The sequence below is a fragment of the Mycobacterium sp. 20KCMC460 genome, from assembly GCF_022179425.1.
Lineage (GTDB): Bacteria > Actinomycetota > Actinomycetes > Mycobacteriales > Mycobacteriaceae > Mycobacterium > Mycobacterium kiyosense.
This window is the reverse complement of the sequence record NZ_AP025524.1, coordinates 4,813,761-4,834,581: the sequence shown is the minus strand read 5'-3', so window position 1 is coordinate 4,834,581 and position 20,821 is coordinate 4,813,761. Positions and strand designations below refer to the sequence as shown.

General features: G+C 65.2%; 21 protein-coding genes. 15 read left to right on the top strand and 6 right to left on the bottom strand.

Going from position 1 to position 20,821, the window contains the following annotated elements; translation table 11 throughout:
- Window positions 1–26 precede the first annotated feature (26 nt).
- The 5 genes from MKCMC460_RS22245 to MKCMC460_RS22225 are packed head-to-tail and all read left to right on the top strand — an operon-like array spanning window position 27 to window position 4,392.
- Window positions 27–776: an SDR family NAD(P)-dependent oxidoreductase gene (locus MKCMC460_RS22245; protein ID WP_236977149.1), complete on the top strand. Its 750-nt coding sequence runs from the start codon at window positions 27–29 to the stop codon at window positions 774–776.
- Entirely contained in the window at window positions 776–1,882 is a 1,107-nt protein-coding gene (locus MKCMC460_RS22240) for a trans-acting enoyl reductase family protein (RefSeq protein WP_236977147.1), read from the top strand. The genes MKCMC460_RS22245 and MKCMC460_RS22240 overlap by 1 nt, the downstream gene beginning before the upstream one ends.
- Window positions 1,879–2,322 (top strand): SRPBCC family protein, encoded by a 444-nt coding sequence (locus MKCMC460_RS22235; protein WP_236977145.1) that lies wholly within the window; start codon window positions 1,879–1,881, stop codon window positions 2,320–2,322. Before MKCMC460_RS22240 ends, MKCMC460_RS22235 begins: the two co-directional genes overlap by 4 nt.
- A 10-nt stretch (window positions 2,323–2,332) precedes the next feature.
- The gene (locus MKCMC460_RS22230; RefSeq protein WP_236977143.1) at window positions 2,333–3,670 is read left to right on the top strand and encodes a hypothetical protein; all 1,338 of its coding nucleotides are present in this window, start codon (window positions 2,333–2,335) and stop codon (window positions 3,668–3,670) included.
- A 5-nt stretch (window positions 3,671–3,675) separates the two neighbouring features.
- The gene (locus MKCMC460_RS22225) at window positions 3,676–4,392 is read left to right on the top strand and encodes a hypothetical protein (protein WP_236977141.1); all 717 of its coding nucleotides are present in this window, start codon (window positions 3,676–3,678) and stop codon (window positions 4,390–4,392) included.
- Window positions 4,393–4,399: 7 nt separating this feature from the next.
- Here MKCMC460_RS22225 and MKCMC460_RS22220 read toward each other — a convergent pair whose 3' ends face one another.
- Together MKCMC460_RS22220 and MKCMC460_RS22215 are read right to left on the bottom strand one after the other, a co-directional pair.
- The gene (locus tag MKCMC460_RS22220) at window positions 4,400–5,494 is read right to left on the bottom strand and encodes a phosphotransferase family protein (RefSeq protein ID WP_236977139.1); all 1,095 of its coding nucleotides are present in this window, start codon (window positions 5,492–5,494) and stop codon (window positions 4,400–4,402) included.
- A 2-nt stretch (window positions 5,495–5,496) separates the two neighbouring features.
- Window positions 5,497–6,399, bottom strand: a complete 903-nt coding sequence (locus MKCMC460_RS22215; protein WP_236977137.1) for a hypothetical protein — start codon at window positions 6,397–6,399, stop codon at window positions 5,497–5,499.
- Window positions 6,400–6,535: 136 nt separating this feature from the next.
- Between MKCMC460_RS22215 and MKCMC460_RS22210 the strand changes: the two genes are divergently transcribed.
- Entirely contained in the window at window positions 6,536–7,087 is a 552-nt protein-coding gene (locus tag MKCMC460_RS22210) for a TetR/AcrR family transcriptional regulator C-terminal domain-containing protein (RefSeq protein WP_236977135.1), read from the top strand.
- Between the two features lie 33 nt (window positions 7,088–7,120).
- On the opposite strand, the gene MKCMC460_RS22205 is transcribed toward MKCMC460_RS22210, so the two are convergent.
- Together MKCMC460_RS22205 and MKCMC460_RS22200 are read right to left on the bottom strand one after the other, a co-directional pair.
- Window positions 7,121–8,029, bottom strand: a complete 909-nt coding sequence (locus tag MKCMC460_RS22205; protein ID WP_236977133.1) for an alpha/beta fold hydrolase — start codon at window positions 8,027–8,029, stop codon at window positions 7,121–7,123.
- Window positions 8,030–8,120: 91 nt separating this feature from the next.
- The gene (locus MKCMC460_RS22200) at window positions 8,121–8,609 is read right to left on the bottom strand and encodes a MaoC/PaaZ C-terminal domain-containing protein (protein ID WP_236977132.1); all 489 of its coding nucleotides are present in this window, start codon (window positions 8,607–8,609) and stop codon (window positions 8,121–8,123) included.
- A 112-nt stretch (window positions 8,610–8,721) separates the two neighbouring features.
- Between MKCMC460_RS22200 and MKCMC460_RS22195 the strand changes: the two genes are divergently transcribed.
- Window positions 8,722–10,284 (top strand): aldehyde dehydrogenase family protein, encoded by a 1,563-nt coding sequence (locus MKCMC460_RS22195; protein ID WP_236977131.1) that lies wholly within the window; start codon window positions 8,722–8,724, stop codon window positions 10,282–10,284.
- A 15-nt stretch (window positions 10,285–10,299) separates the two neighbouring features.
- Entirely contained in the window at window positions 10,300–10,491 is a 192-nt protein-coding gene (locus tag MKCMC460_RS22190; protein ID WP_236977130.1) for a ferredoxin, read from the top strand.
- Between the two features lie 16 nt (window positions 10,492–10,507).
- Here MKCMC460_RS22190 and MKCMC460_RS22185 read toward each other — a convergent pair whose 3' ends face one another.
- On the bottom strand, window positions 10,508–11,680 hold the full coding sequence (locus tag MKCMC460_RS22185; protein ID WP_289624745.1) for a CaiB/BaiF CoA-transferase family protein: 1,173 nt from the start codon (window positions 11,678–11,680) through the stop codon (window positions 10,508–10,510).
- A gap of 143 nt (window positions 11,681–11,823) precedes the next feature.
- On the opposite strand from MKCMC460_RS22185, the gene MKCMC460_RS22180 reads away from it, so the two are divergent.
- From MKCMC460_RS22180 to MKCMC460_RS22150, 7 genes are all read left to right on the top strand, one after another.
- On the top strand, window positions 11,824–12,918 hold the full coding sequence (locus tag MKCMC460_RS22180; protein ID WP_238306034.1) for a homogentisate 1,2-dioxygenase: 1,095 nt from the start codon (window positions 11,824–11,826) through the stop codon (window positions 12,916–12,918).
- Window positions 12,919–13,037: 119 nt separating this feature from the next.
- Entirely contained in the window at window positions 13,038–14,231 is a 1,194-nt protein-coding gene (locus MKCMC460_RS22175) for a cytochrome P450 (RefSeq protein WP_238304826.1), read from the top strand.
- Window positions 14,232–14,268: 37 nt separating this feature from the next.
- Complete coding sequence (locus MKCMC460_RS22170) at window positions 14,269–15,102, top strand: mycofactocin-coupled SDR family oxidoreductase (RefSeq protein WP_236977124.1); 834 nt, start codon at window positions 14,269–14,271, stop codon at window positions 15,100–15,102.
- Window positions 15,099–16,466: an FAD-dependent oxidoreductase gene (locus tag MKCMC460_RS22165; protein ID WP_236977123.1), complete on the top strand. Its 1,368-nt coding sequence runs from the start codon at window positions 15,099–15,101 to the stop codon at window positions 16,464–16,466. Before MKCMC460_RS22170 ends, MKCMC460_RS22165 begins: the two co-directional genes overlap by 4 nt.
- Window positions 16,467–16,538: 72 nt before the next feature.
- Window positions 16,539–17,651 carry an epimerase gene (locus MKCMC460_RS22160; RefSeq protein WP_236977122.1) on the top strand — a complete coding sequence of 371 codons (1,113 nt, stop codon included), beginning with the start codon at window positions 16,539–16,541 and terminating at the stop codon, window positions 17,649–17,651.
- Between the two features lie 55 nt (window positions 17,652–17,706).
- The gene (locus tag MKCMC460_RS22155; protein ID WP_236984322.1) at window positions 17,707–18,732 is read left to right on the top strand and encodes a nitronate monooxygenase family protein; all 1,026 of its coding nucleotides are present in this window, start codon (window positions 17,707–17,709) and stop codon (window positions 18,730–18,732) included.
- Window positions 18,723–19,496 (top strand): enoyl-CoA hydratase-related protein, encoded by a 774-nt coding sequence (locus tag MKCMC460_RS22150; protein ID WP_236977121.1) that lies wholly within the window; start codon window positions 18,723–18,725, stop codon window positions 19,494–19,496. The genes MKCMC460_RS22155 and MKCMC460_RS22150 overlap by 10 nt, the downstream gene beginning before the upstream one ends.
- Window positions 19,497–19,504: 8 nt before the next feature.
- On the opposite strand, the gene MKCMC460_RS22145 is transcribed toward MKCMC460_RS22150, so the two are convergent.
- Window positions 19,505–20,758, bottom strand: a complete 1,254-nt coding sequence (locus tag MKCMC460_RS22145; RefSeq protein WP_236977120.1) for a cytochrome P450 — start codon at window positions 20,756–20,758, stop codon at window positions 19,505–19,507.
- Window positions 20,759–20,821: the final 63 nt, after the last annotated feature.

Sequence of the window (20,821 nt, the reverse complement as noted above, 5' to 3'; positions counted from 1 at the left end):
GATTTATTCCAGGCAGGAGGTTGCCCATGGCAGACGGACGATCGGTGGTCGTCACCGGAGGGGCCAGCGGGATCGGCAAAGCAATCGTTCGAGGTTTCGCCGCGGCCGGCGCCTCGATTGTGGTGGCCGATATCGACAGCGCGGGTGCCGAAGCCGTGGCCGCCGAGGCCGGCGAACGCGCCCGTTGGATCGGCTGCGACGTGGCTGACGAGGGCCAGGTCGATGCCGCTGTGCGACTGGCGGTTTCGGAGTTCGGCTCGCTGGACGTCATGGTCAACAACGCCGGCATCTGCGTCCTCGGGCCGCTGGCCGCGCTGAGTACCGCTGATTTCGACCGGATGATCGCGGTCAACCTGAAAGGCACGTTCCACGGCATCAAGGCTGCGGCTGCGCAGATGAACGGCGGCGGTGTGATCATCTCGACCGCGTCGACCGCCGGGCTCAACGGGGCCCCGTTGCTCGGCGGTTACGGTGCCACGAAGGCCGGCATCGTCAACATGACCAAGACGGCGGCCGCCGAACTTCGGCCGGCGGGCATTCGCGTCAATTGCGTGTGTCCGGCCTTCACCGAGACGCCGTTCTCCGACGCCTTGATCGCCGGATTCGAAGCCGCGACCGGAGCGCCGGCCCATGACTACTTCGAGCAGAAGCAAGGCCGGCTGGGTCAGCCTGAAGATATCGCAAAAGTGGTGCTGCACCTGGCTTCCGACGATGCCGCCTGGGTCACCGGCATCGCCTACCCGGTCGACGGCGGACTGATGGCCGCGTCGATCTGATGGCTCGGATCGTCCTGCTCGGAGCGACCGGTTACACCGGTCGCCTCATCGCCGAACGGCTCGCCAAGCAGACCGTCGAGACGATACTGGCCGGGCGCTCACCTGCCGCCCTCGCCGCCCTTGCCGACGAACTCGGCGGCGCCTGTGCGACGGCTGTTGTCCGGCTGGACGATCCGCGTACGCTGCGTACGCTGCTGCGGCCCGGCGACGTACTGCTGACCACCGTCGGCCCCTTCATCAAGGTGGGCGACGTCGCACTCGATGCGGCGATCGCGTGCGGCGCCCACTACATCGACACCACGGGCGAGGCCCCGTTCGTGCGGCAAGTATTCGAAAACCCATCGGCGCAAAAGGCAGCCGGTGCGCTGGTCACTGCGATGGGATTCAACTATTCGCCCGGAAATCTGGCGGGCGCGCTTGCGATGGAGCAAGCGGCCGGAAGTCCGGGTGGTCCCGTCGACGCGCTCGAGATCGGCTACTTCCTGACTGGGCCGGGTCGCGGCGAACTCAGCAGAGGCACCGTCGCATCCGCCGCCGGCGTCCTCACCGCTCCTGGATTCGCTTGGCGTGGTGGCCGATTGGTAACGGAGCGGTGTGGCGCGCGTACCCGCGCGTGGCCGGTGTCGGGGCGCTCGGTGCCATCGATGACGCTGGGTTCCTCGGAGGCGATCACGCTGCCGCAGGCGTATCCGAAATTGGACACGGTCGACGTATACCAGGGCGGTCTGGGCGCCGCGACCCCGGTGGTGGCCCAGGTCGGCAGGTTGGCTGCCCTTCCGGGCGCCAGGTGGTTCGCGGATACGCTCAGCGGTCTGGTCAAGTACGCCGCGCCAATCGGGCCGGACGACACGGCTCGCGCCAGGGCCGGAACATACGTTGTCGCCGTTGCGTATTCCCGTGCCGGGCACGTACTTTCCGAAGTCACCCTGCAAGGACCGGACGTCTACGACGTGACGGCGGACCTCACCGCATGGGCCGCCGAGCGCGCTGCAGCGGGAGAGGTCCGCGGCCACGGCCCGCTGGGCCCGGTACAGGCCTTCGGTCTCGACGAACTACGAGAAGGGCATCAAGCCGCGGGCATGGTGGTGAAAGGAGCGCAAGGATGATCGAATTCACGCTGACCCGGACCACTTCCGCGCCCATCGAGGCAGTCTTCGACCGGCTCACCGATCACCGGAACTACAAGAACATCTCGCCGCTGCGGACCAGTGAGCTGGTCCGGCCCGGCGACACCGAGCCGAACGGGGTGGGCGCACTACGGCGGATGGGCTTGATCGGACCGGCGCAGATCGAGGAAGTCACCGAGTTCGAGCGACCGACGCGATTCGGTTACCGACTGCGTTCTGGCCTTCCTGTTCGCGACCACACCGGAACGGTCGAGCTTGCGGAGTCCGAAACCGGAACCCGCGTCACTTATTCGGTGCGTTCCACGCCTACCCTGCCGATCCCGGGTATCGGCTTGGTACTCGGAATCATTCTCAAGCAAGGAATTTCGGGTTTGCTCGACGGAATCGTGCGAGCCGCAGAACAATCAACAGCCGACTAGGAGCATGGCCATGACAGATTTGGTGTTCACCGAAGATGAACTGCGGCAACTGGCGACCTCGCCCGGTGATCGCGCGGCCGCAGCTCTGGATCGTGGCGATTTGGCGGCGGCGCGTGACATCGCGGCGCAGTCAGTGGACTTGCATTTCTCGACCCGCGACATCTATCTACTCTGGAATACCCTCACGCTGGGCTACATCGAGCGGGAGTTCGGTGCCGACGCGTTGCGGCGGTCAGTACCCGCCGCACTGCGCACCATTGTCCGGCCGTGGGCCGAGTGGTTCCGCAACGGAGTTTCCCGGGAAGCCGTCCAATCGCTGGCGATGATCTTTCGCATGGACGGCGGTGAACTGGCCGCGTTCGAGGAGGACACCGACAAGCTCGTGCTCGTCTCGCCGAACTGGGCGGGCAACCGTGCCGACGCCATCCCGGACACACCGGATCTGAGGATTGTGAGCACCGAAATCGAACGCCTCTGCTGCGAATGGCTCGGCTATCCGCCTTTCGTGTTCGCCGATGGTCGCGACGGCGAGCCGCTACGGCTGACGATCTACAAGAATCCGCTCGACGTCCCACCGGCAGTGTTCGAACGTCTGGGCGTGGAGCGTGACGTTGCGCGTATCGCGGCCGCGTTCGACGTGTCGGGTGCCTTACTGTTCGATCCCGATGAGCGCGAGGACATGCGTTTGCAGGCCTATGTTCTCGCGGTGCGTGCGATCGACGCCGGCGATCTCGATCGCGCTCGCCGTCACTTGATGCTGTCGAAGACGGAGTGGTATCCCGGGCACCACTTCGGGCGCGACCTGATCACCGCCCAGACTGGCTGGATCCTGGAAAACCATGGGGTGCAACACTGCTGGGATTCGGTCGAGCAGTGTTACAACCTACCCACCATGGGCCAGGTGCTCGGTCAGGTCGACACCATGCCATACCGGGACCAGGTGCAGTGGCTGGCGACGCTGTTCCATCAACACGGCATGAAATACGACCTGCTCGAAGACGAAGGCGGGTTCTGTTTCGACACCAAGCCCTGCGGCAGCGGTGGCCGACTGATCGAGGAAGGCGCCTACGACGCGCCCAAGAATCTGCCCATGGTCAAGGGCCCGAGCGTGGAGAGCTTCGGCGTCGAGGAGATGCCGGTGTACTGCATGCATTGCCCGGGCACCAACAAGCACGTCCTCGAACACGACGGACCCTACTTCCTATTGGTGGAACCGGGTATTCACGACGGTCACATCACCGGGCACTGCCGGTTCAACATCTACAAGTCGCAAGAGGCGATCCCGCAGGATGTGTATGACCGCGTCGGCGTGCGGCGGCCGACGACCGCCGGGACGAGCGTGCAATGAGTCACATGAGTGCCGTCAATCAGCGTTGGATGGCCTGGGGCGGAATCGTCAGCATGGCCATCTTGCTGCTCGGCATGTGGGTCATCGCCGGGTTTGTGCCGCCACCGGGCCCCAACAAGACACTGGAAGAAATCGTCGCGATCTATGTCAACCGTGGTGGCCGCATCCGGGTCGGCATCATCATCGCCTGCGCCGGCGTGACGTTGCTGGCGCCGTGGTCAGCCGCGATCGCGATCCAGATGCGCCGTATCGAAGGACCTTTGGCCCCGTTGGCGCTGAGCCAGGCGCTGCTGGGGGTGATGTTGCTCGTCGAGTTCTACGTGCCCTGCATCATGTGGGAGGCCGCGGCCTTCCGTCCGCAGATCGATCCCGGCTTCACCTACCGCATACACGATCTGGCGTCGATCATGTTCATTGCGCTGCCCTGGACCGGTATGCTGCAGGCAGTCATCTTGGCGGTGGCCATATTTCAAGATCCGCGCGAAAACCCGGTCTTTCCACGCTGGTTGGCTTATTTCAGCCTTTGGGCGGCACTGTGTTTCCTGCCCGGGGGGCTGAACTGCCTTGCCAAGACGGGTGTTATCGCGTGGAACGGATTGCTGGCGTGGTGGCTTGGCCTGGCGATCTTCGGTGGGTGGATTTTTGCGGTGTCCATCTGCCTGGTCAAATACGCGATCCCGCACCAGGAAGCCGAGGAGACTGCCGCCGTCGGTGCCGGCTGAGCGCGCATTACGTCGACGCCGGGTCCAGGAAACTGGTGGGTTGTCCGTCGGGAGCGGTGACGCCGATCATCCGGGCCAGTAGCTGAGTCGCGGGGTTGTTGACGGCCATCGTATGGTCCGCGGGTAAGGCGCCCGCCTCGATGAGCATGTTGCCCGCCCTATTCATCAGGACCGCGAACCTCAGGCCGCCGTAGACTTCGAACCACCTGGCGTGAGCAATCGTGCGACCGCTGAAAGACGTATAGCGGGAGAGGGTTTCGTCGCGGTCGGGCAGGCCCGGCGGCCACGGTGCGCCGACACCCTCGCTGTGGTGGCGGTCGCAGAACAACCACCAACCGAGGTCGCAGCCCGCAGGGGCCAGCGTGGCAAGTTCCCAGTCCAGGACGGCCGACACGCGGGGTCCGGCGAACATCAGATTTCCGAGTCGCGCATCGCCCCAGGACAATACGGTCGGCCCGGGATCGGCGGGCCAGTGTTTGGCTAGCCAATCGAACGTCTCCTCGATGGTGGAACAGGGTCTGCCGGCCGATCCCCAGTCGAAGAACGCACGCCACCACGACACATGCTGAGTCAGCGCGTCGGCTCCAAGCTCGGGCCGGTCCAGCGATCCCAGTCCCAGGGCGCGCCAGTCCACGGCATGGATGGCGGCAAGGGTGCGCAGCGCGTCATCGGCCAGCACGGTCCGCTCCAAGTCGGACAGCGAATGCACCCAGCTGTCCGGGTCGGCGGGGAATGGGGGCTCGTCGCCGGGAATGCAACCCTCGCGACGCTCGAGGACGAGGAAGGGACTGCCCAGGATCGCTGGATCAGGTTCGTGGAAAAGCACTTTGGGCACCGGTATGTCGGTGTTGCGGGCCAAGGCGTCCATCACCAACGCCTCCCTGCCCAGGTCGTACTCGTAGACCACGCGGTAGGCGCTGGGCTCGACTCTCAGGACGAAGCGCTCGCCATTGTCCAGATCGACGAGGAAGGTATCGGTGGAACGGCCGTTACCCACCGGGGCGGTGACTCCGGCGACGGTGGCTCCGCCAAAGCGATCTGCGATCCAGGGCGCCGCCCTGGTCCGGATTTCTGCGGTGCTGATCCCTCCGACGATGGCCATGCTCAAGCCAGTTTTCGCAGGATGCCATAGGTGGCCAGGCCGGCACCGTGGCGCCCGTCGCTGAGTCGTAGCTTCACGAATTCGTCGTAGGCAGAAAACGTCGGTCCGGTTTGACGGCCACCCTGCGGGACCCAGAATCCGACCGGCCGATCGGTGACCTCGATGCTCACGGGTCCGCTCGGAAGCTCGGTCTCGACGTCGTTGAGTAATCCGGACCCATTGCGCGCGAAGGCGAATCGATCCAGGCGGTGCTGCCCGTCGGCGGTCAGGCGGAAGGCGAGGTCGATCTGCGGGCCGACGAGACCCTTGAGTTTCCAGAAAACCAGGAACTCCGAACCGAGGTCGGCCATCAGGTACTGGTATTCCTCCCACTGCGATGACTCACTGCGGTAACCCCAGGTGCGATCTCGCAATCCGACCCCGTCGAATGTGCGTTGCTCGCCGCGTACCGTGATGGTCCCGGTCGCGCGTTGGGGCTGCTCGTAATGATGCAACGGCCGTCCGGCCTTGTTCGATGGCAGCGCGTTGAGCGAGTGCAGGTCGATCGGCTGATACTTGGGGTCGACGGTCGCGTTCAGTTGCAAGTCGGGATGATCGACGACCAGGCTGCCGTCGAGATCGACTGTGATGTGGTCACTTTGGTGAGTGCCTTGGTGTGGCGTCTCGATGAGTTCGAACGCTTTGCCGCCGGCCCACGCGGAGACCCGGGTTCGTCCGGGGAAGGCGAGGTCCGGCGAGGACATGTGATGGGTCATCACGTAGACGTCGGAGGCCGGGTCCCACCAGCAGAACAGTGCGTAGTCGCGCCACGGCGTCCCGTCGTCATCGACGGGCGGCACGTCGTGATGGATGGGCGTCGCCAACGGCCCCCAACGCCCCAAATCAACCCGGTCTTGAACGGTCATGGCAGCCGTCCTTCCTCACGAATACGTGCGGCGTACGTTTTGCTGTTGAAGGTACTCGTTGCGGCGGTCGCGTGGAACCCCTTCGTGGAGATTCGGGACCCTCGCTTCGAGGGCATTCGTGAGAAGATGCTCGACCATGGCGCGCGCCCGGTTGTTGACACACGACATCATCGCTGCGGCCGCATTCGAACTTGTCGACGCTGAGGGGGCCGCCGCGCTCACCATCGCGCGGCTGGCAGACCGCCTCGGCGTGGCTCAGATGACGCTCTACAACTACGCGGCCGGCAAACAGGGAATTGTCGACATGTTGCCCGATGTACTGCTCGCCGATCTGCCGCCGATCGACCGTGGCGGGCGGTGGCGCGATGAACTCGACGCGTGTTTTGCCGAAGTTCACGACCGACTGGTGCGGCACCGCAACGTCACTCAGTTGATCGCGGGCCTTCCGGTGGCCAGCGAGGCTCAGGCGAGGTTGTACGCAGAGGTGCTGGCAGTGCTCGAGGCCGCCGGGTTCTCCGAACGGGACGCGCTGACCGTGCACCGCACGCTGTCTACTTACACCCTGGGCTTCGCCCTCTTCGAGATCGCCGAGAAGTCGTCGGCCACGCCCAAGGCCGGAACCGATGCCACCCAGTTCCGCACCGGGCTGCGGGCGGTGCTGGCCGCGTTCTCGCCGGTGGCCGAATGACGCGCGCTCCGCGCGCCCGAATACCCCGCGAATCTAGTTCGCTTCGAGGCGGTTCTGCCCGCCGTGGCGTGACGCGATGAACCGCAACGCCAAATCGTTGAACTGATCCGGGAATTCGACCATCGGACTATGCCCTGCGCCGGCGAAGACGGCGAGTTCCGAGTCGGGCAGTCTCTCGTGCATGTCGTGGGCGCACCGCGGAGGCACGATGGCGTCGTGCTCTCCCCACACGAGTAACACGGGACAGGTGATCGACTCCGGAGCCGTGGAGTTGACCGCGCGACCGGCGGCGGCAATGGCGTCGACGCAGCCCGGGCCGCCGAAATGCGGCATGGTCTGGGCTGCCAGGTGTGGCGACATCACGCGGGGGTCGCGGAAAGCGGTGGCGAGGGCGAGCCGCCGCGCCCATGACTTCGTGGTCAGTGCGCGACGGACGAGGCCGCTTCGCAGCACCGAGGTGCAGATTCGCAGCGCCACGAGAACGACGGCCAGGCGTCGCTGCGACATGGGCACCCCGCCCGCGTCGACCAGGATCAGGCTCCGGACGCGCTCCGGAGCGGCGGCAAACATCGCGGTTGCCACCAAGCCGCCCATGGAATGTCCGGAGACCGTTGCCGATTGGATGTCCAGGTGGTCCAGCAGATCAAGCACAGTGCGTGCGTGGGTGGCCATTTCGGCCGGCCCGGTCAACGGGTCGGATCGACCGAAACCGGGTAGGTCGACGGCGATGACGCGATGGTGCTGGGCCAGTGCCGGAATGTTCTCCAACCACCATTGCCAACTGGCGGCCATCCCGTGCAGCAGGACGAGAGCGGGCCCCGTTCCATGATCGAGGTAGTTGACCTGCAATTCGTTGATGCGCAGAGTCGCGACCGCGGGCACCCAGTCGATGTCGGTCCAATGCGGAACGCGCCCCGCCGCGCTGGATAACGGCGCCGTCATCCCCGCGCCCCTGGTTGAAGATGCACTTCGTTAGGTTAACGTACGTTCGCGCAGCGACGGAAGCCTCTTGGTGTCAGTACGCGGGTCGGCATCAATCGGCGACGGGATGACGGCGTCGGACGACCTGGATTCCCACCATCGTCATGACCAGGCCGCCACTCTGGTCCACCATCTCGTAGAGGCAGTGCACGTCGGCTTTTCGCGGGCCCATCCTGATCTCGAGTACCTCGAGCGAGCCGGTGAGCACCGCGCCGGGCCGGACGGGATTGGGCAGTCGCATCCGGTCGAAGCCTTTGCCCGCTACCAGTGCCAGCCGGGCCATGAACCTCGGCGAGGAGATGCTGGCGAACAGCGACAGGGTGTGCATGCCGCTGGCGATCACATCGCCGAACGGTGAGTCGGCACCATCGAGGTGAATGGGCAGCGGGTCGAAACGCTGTGCAAAGGAGATGATCTCGTCTCGGGTGACTTCGACGGGACCCAGGTCCATCCAGTCGCCGGGAGCCAGATCCTCCGCGTAAAGAATCCGATCGGGCGTCACGGTCGCAAGGTCGCGGCCCTCGTGTCGCGGCAGGTTCATCCGGTCAAGGCTAGAGGGTCGCTCGGGTAGCGGTTTAGCCGGATACGCCCGACCAATCGGTACCAAACACTGTTAGGCTAGCGGGCGTCGTAGTCCAGCGAAAGGACCGTCAATGGCGACGCAGACCGATTTAGACGTTAGCGACTCGCAGCAGCGTTCCAAGTACCTCTCCGTCCGGTGCCCCGCTGACGGACGTGTGGTCGGCACGGTGCCCGACATGACGCCGGCCCAAGTGCATGACATCGCTGCGCAGTTGCGCGCCGCGCAGCCGGCGTGGGAAGACCTTGGGCCCGACGGCAGGGCCAAACACCTTCTGCGCCTGCTGGACTGGGTGCTTGACAACGAGAAGCGGTTGATCGGCATCATGCAGGAGGAAACCGGAAAATCCTGGGGTGATGCCCAGGTCGAGACCGCCGTTTTCGTCGACACGGTGAATTACTTCACCAAGCACGCCGTGAAATTCCTCGCAGACCGGACCGTAAAGCGGTCAGGAGCGCTAGCGCTGACCAAGAACCTGCGAGTCTTCCATCGCCCGCACCAGCTCGTCGGCATCATCACCCCGTGGAACGGGCCGCTGGCCACCTCCACCATCGACGGCGTCCCGGCACTCATGGCCGGTGCCGCGGTTATGTTTAAGCCATCCGAGGTCACGCCGTTGACCTGGGCCGAAGTGACCCGCGGCTGGCGGGAGGATATCGGGGGACCGCCGGTGATCGCCTGCGTCACCGGCGGTGGTGGGGTCGGGGCGGCAGTGGTCGACGAGGTGGACATGGTGCAGTTCACCGGGTCTACGGCGACCGGCCGCAAGATCGCCGCTCGCGCGGGTGAGCGGCTCATCCCATGCAGCCTGGAGCTCGGCGGCAAAGACGCCATGATCGTGCTCGACGACGCCGACATCGACCGCGCAACGAGTGGCGCGGTATGGGGCGGTCTGTGGAACTCGGGCCAGATTTGTGTTTCGGTGGAGCGAATCTACGTGCAGGACAAGGTCTACGACGAGTTCGTGGCAAAGCTGACCGCCAAGGTTTCGACGCTGCGCCAGGGCATGGACCGCGACGGCAGCTTCCAAACCGAAATCGGGGCAATGGCAACCGCCAACCAGTTGAGCATCGTCGAGCGCCATGTCGGCGACGCGGTGCAGGCCGGTGCCCGCGCCCTCACGGGTGGTAAGAGGGCAGGTTCGGGGATGTTCTTTGAGCCAACCGTGCTGGTGGACGTGGATCATTCGATGGCGTGCATGCGGGAGGAGACGTTCGGTCCGACGTTGCCGGTGATGCGCGTCCGCGATGAGGACGAGGCCGTGCGGCTGGCCAACGACTCGCCGTATGGGTTGGCCGCCAGTGTGTTCAGCGGAAACCCCGAACGAGCCGACCGGGTCGCGCGCCGACTGGAAACCGGCGCGGTCAACATCAACAGTGTGCTCACCGCCACCATGCTGATCACGCTGCCGATGGGAGGGTGGAAATCCTCGGGTGTCGGCGGCCGAAACGGCGGCGCCGCGGGACTTCTCAAGTTCTGCCGACAGCAAGCCGTCGTGACCGAACGGTTCAAGCTGAAATCCGAACCGCACTGGTATCCGTACCAGCCCCGGATGAGCCGGCTGCAGGCGCGGCTGGTGCGGCTCACTGGCGCGCACGACTGGCGGCGCCGCCTCGGCCGGCCCGGCAAGAAATGAAAGGGGTGAACTACCTTGTCTCGTCTGACGATCGACCCGGGTAAGTGTCAGGGGCACGGCCGCTGCGTGCTCATCGCGCCGGCATACTTCGACATGGACGACGCCGGGTTCGGGGTGGTGCTGCACGACAATGTCGACGACGCGGATAAGGCGGACATCGACGAAGCCGTGCTGAGCTGCCCCGAGCATGCCATCACGTGGGCGTGACTGAGGAAGATCGCTGTTAATCGGGTGCGGCAACGGCCCGCTCGGCGAGCAGCGAACTGACTTCTTCGTCGCTGAAACCGGACTCGCGCAATACATCTCGGGTATCCGCACCTTTTGCCCTCGGAGCGGGGCCGGTACGTCCCGGCGTGCGCGAGAGCCGTGGTGCGGGGCTGGCGGTCACCGAGCCGTCCGGCTCGGTGACGATCGTGGAACGTGCCCGTAGATGTGGGTCGTCGGCCAACTCGTCGAGCTCGAGAACCGGTGCTCCGCAACCGTCGACGTCGGCGAACACCGCCGTCCAGTGGGCGCGGGGTTTGGTGGCGAAGACGGCCGCGATCTCCTCGCGCAACTGAGCCCAGCGTGCCGGGTCGAGTTGCGCGGAGCTATCCGCATCTTGGATGCCAAGGGCAGCAAGGAAATTGGCGTAGAACTTCGGTTCGATGGCACCAACCGCGAAGTATCGACCGTCCGCGCAAGCGTAGGGGCCGTAGAACGGGGCTTTTCCGGACAGGATGTGGCGGCCGCGGCCGGCCCAGATCCCGGCGTTGAATTCGGCGAGGTTGGTGAGGTTGAGTAAGGCCGAGCCGTCGGTGATCGCCGCATCGATGACCTGGCCCCGGCCGGTGACCGTGCGTTCGTAGAGCGCCATCACTATCCCAAGCGCGGCGAACAGTGAACCACCGGCCAGGTCGCCCAGCATGGCCAGGGGCGGTACCGGTTGCTCGTCTCCGATCACGCCGAGGGTGCCCGCGATCGCGGCGTAGTTGATGTCGTGGCCGGCCTTGTCCCGGTACGGCCCGTCTTGGCCCCAACCGGTCAGCCGCGTGTAGATGAGCCGCGGATTGCGTTCGCACAACGGATCCGGGCCCAGCCCGTAGCGCTCCATGGTGCCGGGTCGATTGCTTTCCAACAGGACGTCCGCGGAGTCGGCAAGCCGGGCGATGACCTCCGGGCCGCGCGTTGCGCGCAGGTCTACCACGACCGAGCGTTTACCCCGCGACAGGGACTTGGCCGGATCGAAGGGATGAGGGTCTCCAGGCCGCTCGACGGCGACCACATCTGCGCCGAAATCGGCGAGCAGCATCGAGCAGAACGGGCCGGGCCCCAAAGCGCTCAGGTCCAGCACGCGCACACCGGTCAACGGGGGCAGGCCGGTGGGTGCGACACCCGTCGGCGGAAGCTGGACCACCCGTTCAAGATACCAAACAAGGTTTGTTGGTGGTCCCGACGGAGGCGCACCTGCTCAGCGCACATGTTGCGACTCTTCTGAAGAGCACAAACCAAATGCTGATCGTCAAACGCTTGATGATGTTTTATTCTGACGCCATGACCATGCGAACCTTGATCCAGCTCAGCAAGGGCAAGACGAGTCGGCAGGCGCACCGCGATCTGCCCGCCGCCGATAGCAACGGCGAACTTCTCAAGGACGATGAACTGACGCGGCACGGCTTTGACGGCCGGGAGGCCGTGCTGTACCGCACCAATGACCCGACGGTGTTCCGCACCGAAGGTCGGTTCCGGTCGACCAGCGTCATGCTCGGCGATATCAAACCCGATGACCTGACCGACCCGCGTGGCAATCCACAACGCATGTACTACAACGCCGATGCCACCATCTGGTTGTCCCGGCGGGCCGAGCCGATGCCGTTCTATCGACGCAACGTCGACGGCGACGAGTGCTGGTTCGTGCACCGCGGGTCGGGAACGGTCGAAACGGAATTCGGCCCGATCGCCTACGAGCAAGGCGATTACGTCGTCATTCCCAAGGCGATCACGCACCGATTCGTGGTTGACCCCGGCGAGACCATGTTGTTCGGTATCGAGACGGTCGGTGAGTTGCGGGCGCCCACCTATGTGGGACTCGGCCGGCATGCCCCCTTCGACCCCGACGTGATCCGGGTGCCAGAGCCTGCCGCCACCGTCTCGGATCGGGACGAATACGAGATCCGGGTCAAATACGACAACGAGTACTCGACGATCTATGTCGACCATCATCCGTGCGACGTACAGGGCTGGAAGGGAGATTACTTCCCGTTCGCGTTCAATATCGCCGACTGGAATGTGATCATGTCCGACAGCCTGCACCTGCCTCCATCGATGCATTGCTTCCTGGTGGCGGACGGCATCAACATCATCAACCTGCTCCCGCGGCCGTTCGAGTCGATCCAGGGCGTCGAGCGCATCCCCTGGTTCCACCGCAACGCCGACTACGACGAAATCGCGTTGATCCACGGTGGGAAATCACTCGGCCGCCCGCTCAAAGCTGGTCTGGTGAGCCATGATCCGCAGGGCATCCATCACGGCTTCCCCGATCGCGCTCGCATCAAGTCTCGCCGCGAATGGGATGAACACTCCAGGATCGAATGGGAGATCATCATGGTCGAGGCGGCCCGGCCGCTGAAGTTGGATCCCGTCGTCGGAGGCTGACGACAACGGCGCGACCGGGTGCCGCATGTTGGACGTGACCCACTTCATATGGCATGCTGGCCAATTAAATACCAAACACTGTTTGAGAACCGTTTGCCCGAGATTCTGGAGCCGTCTCGATGACTTCTTCCGCAGTTGAACGCGACCTTGCCGCCCTGCTCACCACGTTCGACTTGTTCAACGCCGAACACGAGGAGTGGAAGTACGACGCCTTCTCCTACGCCCGCGAGCATTGTCCGGTGGTACGCACCGAAACCGAACTGACCGGCCCGATGTGGATGGTGACCCGTTACGCCGACGTTCGCAAAGTTCTCGAGGATCCCGAAACCTTCTCCTCGCAGGGAGGTTCACCCGCCCCGACCCCGATCGGCCTGGGCCCGCTTGACTCGGATCCGCCGCTGCACACTACTTTTCGCAAATTGCTCAACCCGTACCTGTCGCGCAAGTATTCGCTGACGTTCGAGGACGAAATGCGCAGCATCGCCCGCGAGCTCGTCGACAATTTCGTCGACAAGGGGAAGGTCGAGCTGCTCGGTGAGTTCGCCGGCCCGTTCGTGTCCCGGGTGCTGGCGTCTGTGGTCTTCAAGGAGACCGACATGGCCAAGATGGAACGGGCCAAGCAGGTCGTCTTCGCCGTGACCGAGGACGGCACCGAACAGGACTTCATGAACCTCGGAATCCTGGCCGCCGAGTACCTGGCCGCGGCAACCGAGAATCCGCCGGAGGAAGACGGCATCCTGAAGTCTTTGGTCTCCGGGACGGTCGACGGGAAACCGCTCGAGCCGCAGCAAGCGCTCGGCGCCATCTGCGTGCTGTTCCTGGGCGGACTGGACACCACTCGTTCGGCGATCGGCACCATTGCCATGCATATGGCGCTGCAGCCCGAACTCGAAGCCCGCGTGCGGGATCCGCGGTGGGTGCGCAATGACATGGACGAGTTCATCCGGCACACGTCTCCGGTGGCCACGTTCGGCCGGACGGTCACCCGCGACACCGAGGTCGGCGGCTGTCCGATGCGCAAGGGGGATCGGGTGTTGGTGCGCTTCGACTCGGCCAACCGCGATGAGGAGAAGTTTCCCAACGCCGACCAGCTGCAGTTCGATCCGCCACGCGGCGGCAACGCGGGCTTCGGTCTCGGCATACATCGCTGCGTCGGCATGCATCTGGCAAGGGTCGAGATCGCCATCGCGTTCGAAGAACTGCTGGCCCGCATCACGAATTTGAGATTCGACGGCGACCCGGCCGACCTCAAGTGGGCGCCCGGCATCGCGAACTGCCCGGACCGGGTTCCACTGACTTTCGAAAAGGTCTGAGCCTCAAGCTGTTAACGTCCCTCACTAGGAGGTCCACATGACCGGACGTGTCGCCGGAAAGGTTGCGTTGATCACGGGAGCGGCGCGCGGCCAGGGGCGTAGCCACGCGCTACGGCTTGCCCAGGAGGGCGCCGACATCATCGCGCTCGACATCTGTCGTCAAATCGAGTCGGTGCCGTATCCCCTCGCCACTCCCGAGGATCTCGAGGAGACCGCCCGCCAGGTCAAGGAACTCGGGCAGAGCGTGGTCACCCACGAGGCCGACGTCCGCGACGCCGACGCGCTGATAGCCGCGGTGAACGACGGAGTGGCTCAACTCGGGCGCCTCGACATCGTGATAGCCAACGCCGGGATCCTCTCCGTCGGTGCGTCTTTCGAGCTGTCCGAACAGACCTGGTCGCAGGTGATCGACACCAATCTGTCCGGAGTGTGGCGCACCACCAAAGCGGCGGTGCCGCATCTGATCGCTGGCGGCAACGGCGGATCGATCATATTGACCAGCAGCATCGCCGGCCTCATCGGCCAGCCAGGAATCGGGCACTACGTTGCGGCCAAGCACGGGGTGGTCGGGTTGATGAAGACGCTGGCCCTCGAGTTGGCACCGCTGAACATCCGCGTCAACAGCATCCATCCGACCAACGTCGACACCGGCATGATCATGAACGAGTCGACGTATCGCGTTTTCCTGCCGGACGATCCGCACCCGACCAGGGAGAAGTTCGCCGTGCCCGCCGGGGAGATGAACGCGCTGCCGGTGCCGTGGATCGAGCCTGGCGATGTGAGCAACGCGGTGCTGTTCCTGGCCAGCGACGAGGCTCGATACATCACCGGGATCTCACTGCCCATCGACGCGGGGGCCGTGATCAAGTGAGGCGCAACGGTGCCGAGGCGGCTCCGAAGGGCTTGGCGGACGGTGGTTCTCAAGGCGGTGACGAGGAGTTCGATGTATTGGTCATCGGTGCGGGCGCAGGGGGTATGGCGGCCGCGGCACGCCTCAACCGCCTCGGGTACCGGACGCTGCTGACGGAATGCCGCGATCGCGTCGGGGGACGGGCTTCCACGGTTGAGATCGATGGGTTTCGGGTCAACACCGGAGCATTGATCATCGAGACCGGCGGCGAGAACGGCAGGCTCTTCGACGACCTGGGTGTGCCGATGGGAACGCGCCTGCCCGCACAGCCGCTGGTGTTACGACTGGGCAAGCGCGACGTGCCGGTGATGAACGGGCCGGGCGGCGCCATTTTGAAAGCCATGGTCGCGCTGCTCGGTGGCACCGCTCGGCGGTTCCCGGGGATGCGTCCGTCGGCGGGGCGCACGCTCGCCGACGTGACAGCACGCAGAGGGCCATTCATTCGGGGCCTGCTGCGCAACTTGACCAGCGCCCTTTTCGCGGCCGAGCCGGCCGATGTGGAAGCCGCGTTGCTGTTCGACTACCTCACCAAGCCGAAGGCTCTGGATACCTACGCCATGCATCCGGAGGGCAGCATCGGCCCGTGGCGTGCGCTGGCCGAGCAGTTCCAGAGCACGGGTGGCGTGCTCTGGCTGAACAGCGAGGTCACCCGGCTGACCTTCGACGATGCCGGTCGGGTCGTTGGTGCGGTGGTGCGCCTTGCGGGTCAAGACGTTTCAGTCTCGGTGCGTGCCGTGGTCAGCAACGCCGGTCCGGTGGCGACGGTGCGGATGTGCGGTGACGAGAACCTGCCCGCCGGCTACGCCGATCGGGTTCGGGCACAGTCGGCGCCGAGCACGCTGATCACGGTGAACTTCGCGAGCAGGCGGCCCTTGACCACGGTGCCCGGGGTGGTGTTCTTCGGTCCCACGCGTCGGCTCGCCTACGCGGCCAACCTGACCGAGACGTGCCCGGAGATGGCGCCACCTGGTTGGCACCTGTATGCCGGCGCCAGTACGCCGCACCCGGCGACTGGCGATTTCGACGAGGCGGCTGAGATCGCGATGCTGAAAGCCGATCTGGCGGAGCACTTTCCAGGTTTTGAGACGGCCAAGATTCTCTCGGTGCAGATCTGTGCGGGCGAGGATTGGCCGGCCCAGCGGGCCATCGCGGGTCGCGATCTTCCGCAGACCACGCCGATTCCCAACCTCTTCAACGTCGGCGACGGCGTGCGGGAATGGGCGACGGCAGGGCAGAGCGGTTGCGTGCACTCCGCGCGGCTGGTGGTGGACCGCATCGCCGCTGCGCTCCCAGCGGTAGCGGGCGCACCGAGATCCACTGGCTAACCGGTGGGCTTGTGTGATTTGATGGCAAGAACCAATTACTGTTTGGTTTAATCGACTGCAGACGGTGAGGCGATGAGAACGCTAGTCATCGGTGGGAGCGGGTCCACGGGCGTGCCGGTGCTGGAAGGCCTGCTGCGGCGCGGGCACGACGTGACGATGCTGCATCGTGGTGTGCACGAACCCGACGGCTTGCCCGACGTCCCGCACATCCACGCCGATCCGCACTTCCCCGAGACGCTGGCCGAGGCGATCGGCGACAGCCGATACGACATTGTGCTTGCTATGTATGGCCGGGTGGCCGCCATCGCCGAGGTCTTCGCAGGTCGGTGTGGCCATCTGATCAGCATCGGTGGCGTCCCCGCCTACCGTGGCTGCCTGCAGGCGGCGCGGGTCCACCCGTACGGAATGGCGGTCAATGCCCGAGAGGACGGGCCGCTGTCCGACGGTACCGAGCCGGTGCCGAAGTTCGCCAAATTGATCCGCGCCGCCGAACGCGCCGTGCTCGAGCGCGCCGCGGCGGGCGCCTACCGGGGCACGGTGATCCGCTACCCGGCGATCTACGGCCCGCGCAACCTGGTGCCCTGGGAATGGTCGGTGATGCGCCGAGTGCGCGACGGAAGAAGCCGAATGATCCTGCCGGACAATGGTTTATGGATCATCTCGCGCTGCGCGGGTCGGAACGCTGCCGAGGTGGTGCTCGGTGCGGTCGACCATCCCGAGGTGGCCGACGGGCAGGCCTACAACGCCGCCGACGATGACCAGTTCACCGTTCGTCAGTGGGCCGAGGCCGTCGCAGACATCATGGGTGCCGAACTGGAATTCGTCGGGATCCCGCGGGAGATGGCACCTTCGGCGCTGATCGAGCTGTTGCCGCCGAGCGGCGATCCGCACATTCTGCTCGACAACGGCAAGGCCAAGCGGGAACTCGGCTACACCCAAGTGGTTCCCGCACACGAGGCAATGGTCGAAGCGGTCGAGTGGCTTACTGCCAACCCGGTGACACCCGCCGACTATCCGCTGTATCCGGCACGCTTTGACTACGACGCCGAGGATCGGCTGATCGAGGCCTATCGGCGTGCCGCAACGTGGGTACGTGAGCAGGTCCCCGACGAAGCCCCCGAGGTGCGCCATCCGATGCCACATCCCAAGACGGTGTCGGTAGGTCGGGATGAAGGCGGTCGGTGATGTTGACCAGCAGGCCCAGTGGGTCCAGAAGACTTAGGAGATGGTCGTGAGCCGAATGTGGCGTCGATTTCAGGATCTCGTCGGTGTCGAGTACCCGGTCATGCAGGACGGCATGGGCCCGTCGCCGACGACGCACCTGGCCGCTGCGGTATCGGCGGCCGGCGGCCTGGGGACGGTGAGCTGTCCGAGCATCGTCAATACCTCAGAGGAATTCCTACGCCAGGGCTTTCGCGGTGCGATCGAATACGTGGCAGCAAGCACCGACCGACCGTTCGCGGTCAACGTGCCGGTCGGTCGCACCCCCGACGGTGAGCTGTTGCTGGTGAGCCGGACGTGCATCGATGAGGCGATATCGGTCAAGCGGGACGGCGGCAAGGCGGGCGAGCAACTGCGCGCGATCGTGACATCGGCGGGCTTCGCCGGCGAGTTCGGTTCCGCCATCCGCGAATCCGGCCTTGTGCACATGGCCAAGGTGGGTTCGCTGCGCCACGCGCTGAAGGCCGCGGAGTACGGCGCGAACGTCATCATCGCCTCCGGCTACGAGATGGGCGGCCACACTCACGCCAAGGGTGTCCACACAATGGTGTTGGCGCCCCAGGTGATTGGCGCGCTCGATATCCCGGTGGTGGTCTCCGGCGGCATCTGCGACGGACGGGGACTGGCTGCGGTGCTGGCGATGGGCGGGGCCGCGGCGGCGATGGGCACCCGCTTCATCGCCACCCAGGAGCATCAATGGCATCAGGCCTACAAGCAGCGCATCGTCGACGCCAAGGAGTGGGAGGACGTCGTCTACGGCGGCATCTACGCCCCGATACGGGGCCTGCGCAACGACGCGATCGCCGCACTGGACAAGGCGCGAGAAGCATTGTCGCCCGAGGAGTTCCAGGCCTGGGAAGAGGAACAGATCCGGGTCGCCCAGCGCGACGGTGACGTCGAGCGCGGCCTGCTGGTCGCCGGGCAGGTGTCCGCGGCGATCCACGACATTCCCACCGTCGCCGAGTTGGTCACCCGCATCGTCAACCAGGCGCGCGAGCTGCTGTCGGCTTCGGCCACGGTGCTGAAAGAGCCGGCGTGTCCGTAACGGAGACAATCGATTCCGATGGAGTCGCCGAGCTGGTGGTACACCATCCGCCCGCCAACGCCTACACCATCGCGGATCTGGCGAGGCTCACCGAACTGCTGCGCAGCTATGAGCACCGCGACGAGGTACGGGTCGTGGTGCTGCGGGCCGAGGGCAAGGGCTTCTGCGCGGGCGGTGATCTGAAGGAGGTTCAAGGTCTACCCGGCTTCGAGGGCATTCTCGGACAGGCCAGGGGTTCCCAAGACTCCAGCTTGGCGATCGCCGAATGCGCGGTACCGGTGATCGGTTGCGTACACGGTTACTGCGTCGGGGTGGGGGTGCTGTTGGCCGGCACCTGTGACGTGCTGATAGGCAGTACCGCAACGAAATTCGTTCTCGCCGAGGTCGACAACGGCGCGACTACCGGAGGCGTGCAGGCGCTCGGACTGCTGCCGGAGAAGCGGATGCGCGCGGCGATGTTCACCTGCGAACCGTTCGACATCGCCGAGCTGCATGCCTACGGCAGTGTTTACCATGTCGAGCCGACCGTGGAGGCCGCGGTGGACAGGGCCCGGGAGGTCGCAGCGACTGTCGCCGCCAAGTCGCCGCGGGTGGTGCGCGCGATGAAAAAGTCGCTGAACAACACCGCCGCCCGTGATCTGCGCACCCTCTATCGGCAAGAGCTCAGCTACACCTTCGAGCTCAACATGCTCGGCGATGCCTCGGCCGCCCGGCAGACGTTCCTCGACCGCAGCCGCGCGGGCTACCTGGACGAGGGTCGCTGAAGCCTGGCTCAGGACGCGGTCGCCGGCTCCAACCGGACCGGTAGCGCGTTGTCGAAGCCGGTCAGCACGCGTGGGCCGGGGGTGAACGTGGCCGGCATCGCCAGATAGCCGTTGACCAGCGGGATCGTCGGATACTGCCGGACCCGCGCACGGTCGATGACGTAGTCGGGCATCCGCCGAAGAACCTCGCCGAGCAGCAGGGTCAGCTCCATCGGCGCCAGGAATGATCCGAGGCAGCGATGCACGCCGAAGCCGAAAGACAAGTGCTTGGCACTGTTTTCGCGGTCCAGGTGCACCTCGTCAGGATGCTGGAAGACCGCGGGGTCAAGGTTGGCCCCGCCGATCGCGCAGTACACACGGTCACCCGGCGCGAATCGGTGGCCCTCGATCTCCACTTCCTTCGCGACGGTGCGGGCCACCCCGGTGCCTGGCGGAAAGTATCGCAGCATCTCGTCTACGGCGAGCGGAATCAGGGCCGGGTCGGCGATCAGTGCCTCGCGGTCGCCGGGATGCTCACCCAGGTAGCCGAACATGTGCGCGATCAGCGCGGTGGAGGTATCAATACCCCCGTTGAGCAGCATGAACAACAACTCGGTGACCATCTCGTCGTCGAGCGGTTTACCGTCGACCTCGCCGGTCAGCAATGCATCGACCAGATCACCGCGTTGCCCGGCCGTAGGCCGCCGCTCGGCAACGGTCGACCGCACGTCGTCGACGAGCGCCATCAGGTCGCGCACCGAACCCTTCTCCCGATACACGGCCTTGTGCAACGTCGTGGCGTACTGCTCCCACTTGTCCAGCGACAGGCCGAAATAGTCCAGGGAAACCATGGCGGGAAGCGGGTTGGCGATCGCGTCGACGAAATCGATGCTGCCGGACTCGATGACACGGTCGATCGTCCACGACACGATCTCCTGCATCCTGGGGCGATACGCATCAATTGCCTTGCGCGACAACAGCGGGGCCAATAACTTGCGGTAGGCCTGGGAGACCGGCGGATCCATTTCCATCATGCCCATCCGGACCGGGTTGGTCGGCACCGTCGCACCACCGCCGACAATCTTGCCGCCGAGGGACAGATCGCGGCCGCTGACGAAAGTCTCGGGGTCGGCCAGGACCTTCTTGATGTCGTCATAGCGGGTCAGGATCGAAAAGCCGTCGTGTCGATCGCTGTGCGCCACGGGGCAGTGCTGGCGCATATCGGCATAGATGTCACGCCAATGCTGGGCGAAATATTGCGAGTGATGGTCGAACTGATCCACTGCGGCTCTCCCGATCCGGATGGCGACGGTGGCCACGATACCAAACAGCGTTTGGTAGAGCAA

Bases quoted from the DNA above. Each gene is read 5' to 3' on its own strand.
- MKCMC460_RS22245 (WP_236977149.1), top strand. From the start codon at position 27: ATGGCAGACGGACGATCGGTGGTCGTCACCGGAGGGGCCAGCGGGATC.
- MKCMC460_RS22240 (WP_236977147.1), top strand. From the start codon at position 776: ATGGCTCGGATCGTCCTGCTCGGAGCGACCGGTTACACCGGTCGCCTC.
- MKCMC460_RS22235 (WP_236977145.1), top strand. From the start codon at position 1,879: ATGATCGAATTCACGCTGACCCGGACCACTTCCGCGCCCATCGAGGCA.
- MKCMC460_RS22230 (WP_236977143.1), top strand. From the start codon at position 2,333: ATGACAGATTTGGTGTTCACCGAAGATGAACTGCGGCAACTGGCGACC.
- MKCMC460_RS22225 (WP_236977141.1), top strand. From the start codon at position 3,676: ATGAGTGCCGTCAATCAGCGTTGGATGGCCTGGGGCGGAATCGTCAGC.
- MKCMC460_RS22220 (WP_236977139.1), bottom strand. From the start codon at position 5,494: ATGGCCATCGTCGGAGGGATCAGCACCGCAGAAATCCGGACCAGGGCG.
- MKCMC460_RS22215 (WP_236977137.1), bottom strand. From the start codon at position 6,399: ATGACCGTTCAAGACCGGGTTGATTTGGGGCGTTGGGGGCCGTTGGCG.
- MKCMC460_RS22210 (WP_236977135.1), top strand. From the start codon at position 6,536: ATGGCGCGCGCCCGGTTGTTGACACACGACATCATCGCTGCGGCCGCA.
- MKCMC460_RS22205 (WP_236977133.1), bottom strand. From the start codon at position 8,029: ATGACGGCGCCGTTATCCAGCGCGGCGGGGCGCGTTCCGCATTGGACC.
- MKCMC460_RS22200 (WP_236977132.1), bottom strand. From the start codon at position 8,609: ATGAACCTGCCGCGACACGAGGGCCGCGACCTTGCGACCGTGACGCCC.
- MKCMC460_RS22195 (WP_236977131.1), top strand. From the start codon at position 8,722: ATGGCGACGCAGACCGATTTAGACGTTAGCGACTCGCAGCAGCGTTCC.
- MKCMC460_RS22180 (WP_238306034.1), top strand. From the start codon at position 11,824: ATGCGAACCTTGATCCAGCTCAGCAAGGGCAAGACGAGTCGGCAGGCG.
- MKCMC460_RS22175 (WP_238304826.1), top strand. From the start codon at position 13,038: ATGACTTCTTCCGCAGTTGAACGCGACCTTGCCGCCCTGCTCACCACG.
- MKCMC460_RS22170 (WP_236977124.1), top strand. From the start codon at position 14,269: ATGACCGGACGTGTCGCCGGAAAGGTTGCGTTGATCACGGGAGCGGCG.
- MKCMC460_RS22160 (WP_236977122.1), top strand. From the start codon at position 16,539: ATGAGAACGCTAGTCATCGGTGGGAGCGGGTCCACGGGCGTGCCGGTG.
- MKCMC460_RS22155 (WP_236984322.1), top strand. From the start codon at position 17,707: ATGTGGCGTCGATTTCAGGATCTCGTCGGTGTCGAGTACCCGGTCATG.